The 9165-nt window shown below is 72.8% G+C and carries 8 protein-coding genes; 4 read left to right on the forward strand and 4 right to left on the reverse strand.

Annotation, left to right across the window (positions count from 1 at the left end; all coding sequences use genetic code 11):
• Positions 1-357 precede the first annotated feature (357 nt).
• The 4 genes from G1H19_RS03300 to clpB form a co-directional block, all read right to left on the reverse strand.
• Positions 358-1032 carry a fasciclin domain-containing protein gene (locus G1H19_RS03300; RefSeq protein ID WP_235928184.1) on the reverse strand — a complete coding sequence of 225 codons (675 nt, stop codon included), beginning with the start codon at positions 1030-1032 and terminating at the stop codon, positions 358-360.
• 117 nt (positions 1033-1149) lie between these two features.
• Positions 1150-2853 carry a molybdopterin-dependent oxidoreductase gene (locus G1H19_RS22910; protein ID WP_202925945.1) on the reverse strand — a complete coding sequence of 568 codons (1704 nt, stop codon included), beginning with the start codon at positions 2851-2853 and terminating at the stop codon, positions 1150-1152.
• Positions 2854-3101: 248 nt separating this feature from the next.
• Positions 3102-3695 (reverse strand): hypothetical protein, encoded by a 594-nt coding sequence (locus G1H19_RS03310; protein WP_152730224.1) that lies wholly within the window; start codon positions 3693-3695, stop codon positions 3102-3104.
• 131 nt (positions 3696-3826) lie between these two features.
• The gene (gene clpB, locus G1H19_RS03315) at positions 3827-6469 is read right to left on the reverse strand and encodes an ATP-dependent chaperone ClpB (RefSeq protein ID WP_152730225.1); all 2643 of its coding nucleotides are present in this window, start codon (positions 6467-6469) and stop codon (positions 3827-3829) included.
• A 277-nt stretch (positions 6470-6746) separates the two neighbouring features.
• On the opposite strand from clpB, the gene G1H19_RS03320 reads away from it, so the two are divergent.
• The 4 genes from G1H19_RS03320 to G1H19_RS03335 all read left to right on the forward strand — a co-directional run.
• Positions 6747-7112 (forward strand): MarR family winged helix-turn-helix transcriptional regulator, encoded by a 366-nt coding sequence (locus G1H19_RS03320; RefSeq protein ID WP_322099368.1) that lies wholly within the window; start codon positions 6747-6749, stop codon positions 7110-7112.
• Between the two features lie 78 nt (positions 7113-7190).
• Positions 7191-7631, forward strand: a complete 441-nt coding sequence (locus G1H19_RS03325) for an OsmC family peroxiredoxin (RefSeq protein WP_152730227.1) — start codon at positions 7191-7193, stop codon at positions 7629-7631.
• 168 nt (positions 7632-7799) lie between these two features.
• Positions 7800-8933, forward strand: a complete 1134-nt coding sequence (locus G1H19_RS03330) for a hypothetical protein (RefSeq protein WP_162393183.1) — start codon at positions 7800-7802, stop codon at positions 8931-8933.
• Positions 8933-9165, forward strand: a 233-nt coding sequence (locus G1H19_RS03335; protein ID WP_163638773.1) for a hypothetical protein, incomplete at its 3' end; no start/stop codon positions are given. The genes G1H19_RS03330 and G1H19_RS03335, both read left to right, overlap by 1 nt.

Here is a 9165-nt window from a genome sequence, read left to right on the forward strand (position 1 = left end):
CCGTGGGGCCACACGGTGTTCTGGAGGCCCTGGACGGCTCGACCAACGATCCGCCACGGCGGCGTTCCCCTCCAGGACGACATCCGGTCCACACGGGGACGGCGGTCAGGCTGACCGCTGCGGAGCGTAGCGCCGAGCCGACCCGGTCCACGGTCGACTCGGTGGGTCGGACTGCCCGGGTGAGCCGCCCCGCGCTGGTCCCGTACGCCGCGTGGACGGCGTTCGCGACCGTCCTGTCCGGGGCCACCGCCCGCGGAACCGAGACCCCGAACGAGACAGGGCCGTTGCCCGACACGAGGTCGGGCAACGGCCCTGGCGTCACCGGCTCAGCGAGCCGGCAGGGGTGCGATCAGTCGATCAGGCAGCGGGCTTGAGGACCTGGTCGATGATGTACACGGTGGCGTTGGCGGTCTGCACGTTGCCGCAGATGACCGTGGCCGGGCTGGTGCCGAGCAGGGTGCCGGCGGCGTCGATGCTGAAGTTCTCACCGGAACCGGTGATGGTGACCTCGTCGCCGGCGGCGGTGGTGAAGGTGCCGGCCAGCTGCTCCGGCGACAGGCGCTCCGGGATCACGTGGTGGGTCAGGATCTTGGTGAGCCCGGGGACGTCGGCCAGCGTGGCCTGCAGCGCATCCTGCGGGATGGCGGCGAAGGCGTCGTTGACCGGCGCGAGGACGGTGGCCGCGGACAGTGTGTTCAGCGTGTCGCCCAGGTCGGCGGCGGTGACGGCGGTGACCAGCGTCGACAGCAGCGGGTTGTTGCCGGCGGCGGTGCCGACCGGGTCGGCCGACATGCCGTCGAACGAACCGGCACCCGTGGTGGGGACCGAGGCGCAGCCCGGACCGAAGGGTGCGTCGGCGGCGGGAGCGGCCTCGGTGGTGGTGGCGGCAGCGGAGGACGACGAGGACGACGTCCCGGCGCTGGTCGACTCGGCAGCGGTGTCGCTGTCGTCGGAGCCACAGGCGCTCAGGGTGAGGGCCAGGGCGGCGGCGCCGGCCAGTGCGGCGCTGCGGGTCATGAGGTTGCTCTTCACGGTGGAGCTCCTTCGTGCTTCTCGTGCGACGGCGTGTCGCAGGTGTGACCGGTCAGTGGTGACCCGGAAGCGCCTCCGGCCGGGTGGCCGACGACGAGTTGTGGGGACCCGGTGGGGTCAGGTGGTGATGACCTGGATCGTGTGCAGCCCGGTCGCGCCGTTCGGCTTGGGGCGGGCCCGATCGGTGGTCTGGGTGGTGCCGTCTCCGTCCGTGGCCCGCACCGTGATCGAGTGCTGGCCGGGGGCGAAGTCGTAGGGGAGCACCCACTGGCGCCAGAGGTCCGAGTTGACCTCGGGCGAGAGCTGCGCAGGGGTGAAGGCACCGCCGTCGACCTGGACCTCGACGCTGGCGATGCCGCGGGTCTGCGCCCAGGCGACGCCGGCGATGGCGACCCGGCCGGCCGGGAAGCGGCCCAGCGGCGCGGGGGTGTCGACCCGGGAGAAGACCTTGATCGGCGCGTCGGTTGCCCAGTCGCGGGCGGTCCAGTAGACGTCGAAGGCGTCGTAGGTGCTGGCCTCGATCTCGGTCAGCCACTTGCAGGCCGACACGTAGCCGTAGAGGCCGGGGACCAGCATCCGCACCGGGAAGCCGTGCTCCACCAGCAGCGGCTCACCGTTCATCCCGAAGGCGAGCATCGCGTCGGGGACGTTCAGCGCACTCTCGGTCGGCGTGCCGATGGTCATGCCGTCGCTGGAGCGGCAGACCAGCTGGTCCGAGCCGGACTGGATGCCGTTCTCCTCCAGGATGTTCTTCAGCGGGACGCCGATCCAGCGGGCGGTGCTGGCCAGCGTGCCGCCGACCTCGTTGGAGACGCAGGTGAGCGTGATGTCCCGCTCGATGACGTCGTCGCGCTCGAAGAGGTCCTGCAGGCTGTAGGTGCGCGGGGAGTCGAACATCCCGCGCAGCGTCAGCTCGTAGGACGACGGGCTCAGCTGCGGCACCGTGATGGCGGTGTCGACCCGGTAGAAGTCCGAGTTCTTGGTGAACAGCGGCGTCAGGCCGGGGGTCGACGTCGACAGGTCGGCGCCGGCCGGCAGTGCCGGCGCCGCGGACGACGGGGTCGGCAGCGCGAGGTCTGCCCGGTCGCCGGCCACGGAGAAGCGGCGCTGGAGCAGCCGCCCGCCCCCACCGGTGACGACGGCGGCCCCGACGGCCACCCCGCTGGTGAGGAAGAAGCGGCGCCGGTCCAGGGCGAAGCCCTTGCGGTCACCGGAGGCCAGCACCTCGCGGAGCTGCTCCATCACGGTTTCGTCGGCGTGCTTCCGCGGGGCCTCGGGGGCCGCGGCGCCCGGTGCGCCCGGCGTCGCGGGAGCCGGCGTCCGGGGGGCGACGAGGGGGGCGATCAGGAAGAGCAGGGCGACCGCGCCGACGAGCGGGCCGACCACCGAGGGCAGGCCGTCGAGCAGTCCGTTGACCGGGCGGGTGACCGCGGCGAGGACGCCCACGGCACCGAAGACGACCAGTCCGAGCACTCCGGCCAGCCGGCTGCGCAACGAGACCAGGCCGATCGCCAGGGCGAGGAGGGCGATGACCACGAAGACGCCGCCGACGAGGACGATCTTGTCGTTCTCGCCGAAGTTCCGGATGGCGAAGTCCTTGGCCCACTCGGGGGTGAGCGTGATGGCCGCGTCGCCGACCGCGACGACCGGCGAGGAGGCCCGGCCGATCAGTCCGGCGACGAGCTCCGCGACGCCCAGGGCGACGGCGGCGGCGAGCAGGCCCGCGAGGGCTGCCAGCACCCGGCGCAGCACCCGCCCGGCGCGGGGCGCCTGGGGCTCGCTGCCGGCCGGTGCTGCCGGGGCCTGCTCGGTGATGGTCACGCTGGACGTTCGCTGGCTGAGGACCAAAGGTTCATCACGAATGCGTAACGACCATGTTGCTGCCAGCCACCACACAGCGTGCGAACAGCGCCCGGACGTGCCTCCGATGCCCGAAACTGCAGGTCAACCGACCAGTTGCGTGCTCTCGCGACGCTGCTCTCGGCGGCGGGCCGACACCAGCTCCGTGGCGGCTGTCACAGCCACCGACCCGCCCGACCGGGCTCCTGCCCGGCCGGGCGGGGTCACGGTCAGTACTGGGCGCCCGATCGCCGCTGCTTCTCCGCCCGGTACCACTCGCTGGACGGCTTCAGCGCCAGGTAGACGATGCCGACCGCCAGCAGGACCAGCTGGACCACCGACAGCAGCAGCTGCACGCCTCCCGCGCTGGCGAGCCCGAGCAGGCCGAACAGCAGGCTCAGGCCACCCAGCACGAACAGCACGATGCGGGCCCAGTTGCGGCCCTGCCACGCGAACCAGAGCACGACGCAGTAGAGGGCGACGAACACCAGGCCGATGACCGCGCCGATCACGACGGCCGTGCGGGCGTCCGCCACGGAGATGCCGCCGTCTCGCGCGGCGTCCTCGGCGAGGCTGTCCAGGGAGCCGAAGGTCAGCACGGAGGCGAGCAGCCCGATGACCACGTTGGCCACCAGGGCGTAGATGCCGGTGCGCACCGTGCTCGGGCGGGCCGTGGGCGTGGTCGACCGGGTGGGCTCCGGCGGCGGCGGGGCGGCTCCCCAGGAGCCTCCGGGGCCGGGCGGCGGGCCGTACCCGGACGGGCCGTGGCCGGACTGGCCGTCGGGCGGCTGCTGACCGTAGGGGGGCTGGGGACCAGCGGTCATCGGAACTCCTCCTGAGATGGGCAGGTCACACCGGACCCTGCCGTCTCGCAGCCCCGGACGCCAGCACGACGCACCATCGGGTGATGGTCAGCGCCCGCCGGCACGGGGCCGGCGGGCGTGGACGCCGCCGCTCAGTCGAGCGCGAGCTCGCTGCCCGGCGCCGCCGCGGGCGCCGAGCCGGCGCGGGTGACCCGCAACCCGGAGGCACCCGGGGCGCCGCCGATGGCGTCCAGCGCGTCGACCAGCACGGTGTCACCGTCCCGGATCTCCCCGGCCAGCAGGGCACGGGCGAGCTGGTCACCGATGGTGGCCTGGATCAGCCGGCGCAGCGGGCGCGCGCCGTAGACCGGGTCGAAGCCGGTGATGGCCAGCCACTCGCGGGCGGCGTCGGTGACCTGCAGGCTGAGCCGGCGGGCCGCCAGGCGGCGCGCCAGCACGCCCAGCTGGATGTCCACGATGCCGGCGAGCTCGTCGGTGCCCAGCGACCGGAAGACCACCACGTCGTCCAGCCGGTTGAGGAACTCCGGCTTGAAGTGCTGCTGCACCACGCCCAGCACGGCCTGGCGCCGCTGCTCGTCGTCCAGCGACTGGTCGGTGATCAGCTGCGACCCCAGGTTGGAGGTCAGGATCAGCAGCGTGTTGCGGAAGTCGACCGTGCGCCCCTGACCGTCGGTGAGCCGGCCGTCGTCCAGCACCTGCAGCAGGACGTCGAACACGTCCGGGTGCGCCTTCTCCACCTCGTCGAGCAGCACCACGGTGTAGGGACGCCGCCGCACCGCCTCGGTGAGCTGCCCGCCGGCCTCGTAGCCGACGTAGCCGGGCGGGGCGCCCACCAGGCGGGCCACCGAGTGCTTCTCGGAGTACTCGCTCATGTCGATGCGCACCATGGCGCGCTCGTCGTCGAACAGGAACGTGGCCAGCGCCTTCGCCAGCTCGGTCTTGCCCACCCCGGTCGGGCCGAGGAACAGCCACGAGCCGGTCGGCCGGTCGGGGTCGGCCACGCCGGACCGTGCCCGGCGCACCGCGTCGGCCACGGCCCGGACGGCGTCGGCCTGCCCGACGACCCGCTCGGCGAGCAGGTCCTCCATCCGCAGCAGCTTGGCCGTCTCGCCCTCCAGCAGCCGCCCGGCCGGGATGCCGGTCCAGGCCTGCACGACCTCGGCGATGTCGTCCGGGCCGACCTCCTCCTTGAGCATCGACTCCCCCGACGCCACCGACGCCTCGGCGGCGCGCAGCTCCTTCTCCAGACCCGGCAGCCGGCCGTAGCGCAGCTCGGCGGCGCGGGCCAGGTCGCCGTCCCGCTCGGCGCGCTCGGCGTCGGAGCGCACCGCCTCCAGCTCCTCCTTGCTCTGCCGGATGCGGTCGATGGCGCCCTTGTCCTGCTGCCAGCGGGCGGTCAGCTCGTCCAGCAGCTCGCGCCGGTCGGCGAGGTCCTCGCGCAGGGCGACCAGCCGCTGCGCGGAGGCCTCGTCGTCCTCCTTGGCCAGGGCCATCTCCTCGATCTCCAGCCGGCGCACCACCCGCTCGACCTCGTCGACCTCGACCGGGCGGCTGTCGATCTCCATGCGCAACCGGCTGGCGGCCTCGTCGACCAGGTCGATGGCCTTGTCCGGCAAGAACCGTGCGGTGACGTAGCGGTCCGACAGCGCCGCGGCGGCGACGATCGCGGCGTCGGTGATCCGCACGCCGTGGTGCACCTCGTAGCGCTCCTTGAGCCCGCGCAGGATGCCGATGGTGTCCTCGACCGAGGGCTCGCCGACGAAGACCTGCTGGAAGCGCCGCTCCAGCGCGGGGTCCTTCTCGATGTGCTCGCGGAACTCGTCGAGCGTGGTGGCGCCGACCATGCGCAGCTCACCGCGGGCCAGCATCGGCTTGATCATGTTGCCGGCGTCCATGGCGGACTCGCCACTGGCCCCCGCGCCGACGATGGTGTGCAGCTCGTCGATGAAGGTGACGATCTCGCCGGCGGAGTCGGTGATCTCCTGCAGCACGGCCTTGAGCCGCTCCTCGAACTCGCCGCGGAACTTGGCCCCGGCGACCATGGAGGAGAGGTCCAGCGACATCAGCCGCTTGCCCTTGAGGCTCTCCGGCACGTCGCCGGCGACCATCCGCTGGGCCAGCCCCTCGACGATGGCGGTCTTGCCCACCCCGGGCTCACCGATGAGCACCGGGTTGTTCTTGGTGCGCCGGGAGAGCACCTGCACCACCCGGCGGATCTCGGTGTCCCGGCCGATGACCGGGTCCAGCCGCCCCTCGCGGGCGCGGGCGGTCAGGTCGACGGCGTACTTCTCCAGGGCCTGGTACGTGTTCTCCGGGTCGGCGGTGGTGACCCGGCGGCTGCCGCGCACGGTGCGGAAACCGGCCAGCAGCGTCTCCTGGGTGGCGCCCGCGGCGGCCAGCACGGAGCCGGCCTCACCGCCGGCCGCGGCCAGCCCGACCAGCAGGTGCTCGGTGGAGACGTACTCGTCGCCCAGCGCGCCGGCCTGCTCGCCGGCCAGGTTGATCACCCGGAGCAGCTCGCGCGAGGGCGCGGGGGCAGCGACGGTCGCCCCGCTGACCCGCGGCATCCGGGCGAGGGCGGCGTCGGCCTTGGCCCGCACGTCGGCGGGGTCGGCGCCGACCGCCTGCAGCAGCGGTCCGGCGATGCCGTCGCCCTGCTGGAGCAGGGCGACCAGCAGGTGCAGGGGCTCCAGGCCGGCGTGCCCACGGTCGACGGCGAGGCGCTGGGCGGAGGTGAAGGCCTCCTGCGAGCGGGTGGTGAGCTTGTTCTCCATGACGGCGGAGAGAGTCCTCTCGATGCGGGTGCTCCGGTGTGCCGCGGGTGTCGGGCCGCGGCGTCGACACGTGCAACGGCAGCGGGGTTGAGCCTGTTCCGCTCAACTCCGGATCGACGACGTGGTGTGAGCCGTGACGCGGATCCGCGCACGAGCAGGCCGGGAGACCTACGCTGTGAGGATGACGGACGTCCGGCCACCCAGCGTGGCACTCGACGACCAGCTGTGCTTTGCCCTCTATGCGGCATCCCGTGCGGTCACCGGTCGATATCGGCCCATGCTCGAGCAGATCGGGCTGACGTACCCCCAGTACCTGGTCATGATGCTGCTCTGGGAGCGCGACGACCAGACCGTGGGTGAACTGGGTGCCCGACTCGCCCTGGACTCCGGCACCCTCTCCCCGCTGCTCAAGCGGCTCACCGCCGCTGGGCTGGTCAGCCGGGCCCGGCGCGTGGAGGACGAGCGCTCGGTCTCGATCACCCTCACCGACGCCGGTCGCGCGCTGGAGGAGAAGGGCATGGCCATCTCGGAGGAGATGATCGACGCCCTCGGTCTCGGGATGACCGAGTTCGACGAGCTCAAGGAGCGGTTGCGGGTGCTGGCCCAGCGCGCGATGACGCCGGGGAACACGCCGGTCCGCTGAGGCGGTTGTGCACGACACATCGGGGCACACCCGGTCGTGGCTGCACCCGCAGTCACCCCGCGTCGAGGAGGAGAACCGATGCCCACGCGCACCGCACGCACCGCATGGAACGGCAGCCTGCAGGAGGGCTCCGGCCAGGTCGAGCTGAGCAGCTCGAAGGTCGGCACCTACGACGTCTCGTTCCCCAAGCGCGCCGCTGACGAGGCCGCGGGCACCACCAGCCCCGAGGAGCTCATCGCCGCCGCCCACTCCGCGTGCTTCGCCATGCAGCTCTCGGCCATGATCGCCGAGGCCGGTGGCACCACCGAGAGCCTCGAGGTCTCCGCCGACGTCTCGCTGGGTCCGGACGAGGCGCGCGGGGGCTTCCAGCTCACCGGGATCGCGCTCACCGTGCGCGGCGAGGTCAGCGGCCTGGACGCCGCCGGCTTCGAGCAGGCGGCGCAGGGCGCCAAGGCCGGCTGCCCGGTCAGCAAGGCCCTCACCGGCGTCGAGATCACCCTGGACGCCGCGCTCGTCTGACGACGGGCCTCTGCCCCTGCACGGGGCCGGACGCCGAGCTGCACGGCCCGTCTCCCTCCGGGGGGCGGGCCGGTCGCGTCTCCGGGTCCCTCGATCGGGCGATCGGGCACGCCCGACCCGCTCCGACCTGGGACGCTGCAGTCTCGACACGGATCGAGGTGCAGCGGGATGGACCCGTCAGGGCTCCGGGCGGGGCCGCGCCGCGGCGTGGTGATCGCGTTGCTGCTCGCCGCTGTGTGTCTGCTCTCCGGGGGCTGTTCGGTGGTGGAGCTGCGTTCGGGCAACAACGCGCCGGGGTCGGTGCTGGACGGGAACCGGCTCTCCTTCGACCTCACCACCCGCCCCACCCGCGCGGACGTCGGGATGACCGGCGACAAGAACTTCAAGGCCTACCAGCGGGACGAAGAGGACTTCGCCGTCACGGTGCAGCTGCCGACCGGCACCCTGCAGATCCCGGCGAGGATCGTCTCGATCGACACCGACGGCGCCGGCGGTGTCGACGCCTACGGCGACGGCCCGCGGGAGCCCAAGTTCTTCTCGATCAACCGCAAGTTCGCCCCCGGCGAGAACGTCACCGCCAGCCTGCTCGCCGACGCAGACCTGCTCGGCCTGGACCCCGCCGACATCACCCGGGTCACCCCAGGGCTGTCGGCCAGCGGCAAAGCACCCGTGCCCCAGGCCGGGGTGCTGTACGGGTTCGTCGACGGCTGGCTGTCCGCCCAGGTGCAGCTGCGCTCGTTCGAGACCGGCGTCCAGGTGCTCTACGAGTTCGAGGTGGACGTCTACCACAACCCCGCGATCGACCGGGTCCTCGTCGACGGCCGGATGCCCCTGGACCTCACCCACCCACCCGACCGGGAAGCCCTGGCCTTCCTGCCCGGCTACCGCGACGCCTACGTGAACACCCGTCCCGGCGACGTGTTCACCATCGACGTCACCCTGCCGACCGGTCGGCTGACCGTGACCGCAGACGGCCTCTCGGCTCGGGCCACCGGACCGGACGGCCCACCGATCAGTGCAGAGGTGTACGAGAACGGCACGGAGGCGCAGACCCGCCAGCGCCTCGACGCCGCCGCCACCGTGCTGGGGATCGACCCGGCCGAGGTCACCGCCACCCTCACCCCGTCGACGAGCGGAGCGCCCAACCCCTGGGGCTCTCAGGCCTCCTTCGGCGAGCGCGTCCAGCGGTCCTGGGACCGACCGGTCGCCCCCGGCGTCTCCATCGACGTGAGAGTCGACATGACCCTGGGCCGCGCCGATGAGTTCGCCGGGTCGATCCGCTACCAGCTGGCCTTCGGCTGATGTCGTTCGACCAGGCGTCACTGGTCGCCGCCGACATCGACCCGTGGGCGCTGACCGAGAAGCTGGCCAGCGCACCCCCCTGCCCCCCGCCCTGGGCACGGCGGCGCCGCGGCGTGGTGATCGCGTTGTTGCTCGCTGCTGTGTGTGTGCTCTCTGGGGGCTGTTCGGTGGTGGAGCTGCGTTCGGGCAACAACGCGCCGGGGTCGGTGCTGGACGGGAACCGGCTCTCCTT

This window comes from Goekera deserti, assembly GCF_010685995.1.
In the GTDB taxonomy this organism is placed as follows: domain Bacteria; phylum Actinomycetota; class Actinomycetes; order Mycobacteriales; family Geodermatophilaceae; genus Goekera; species Goekera deserti.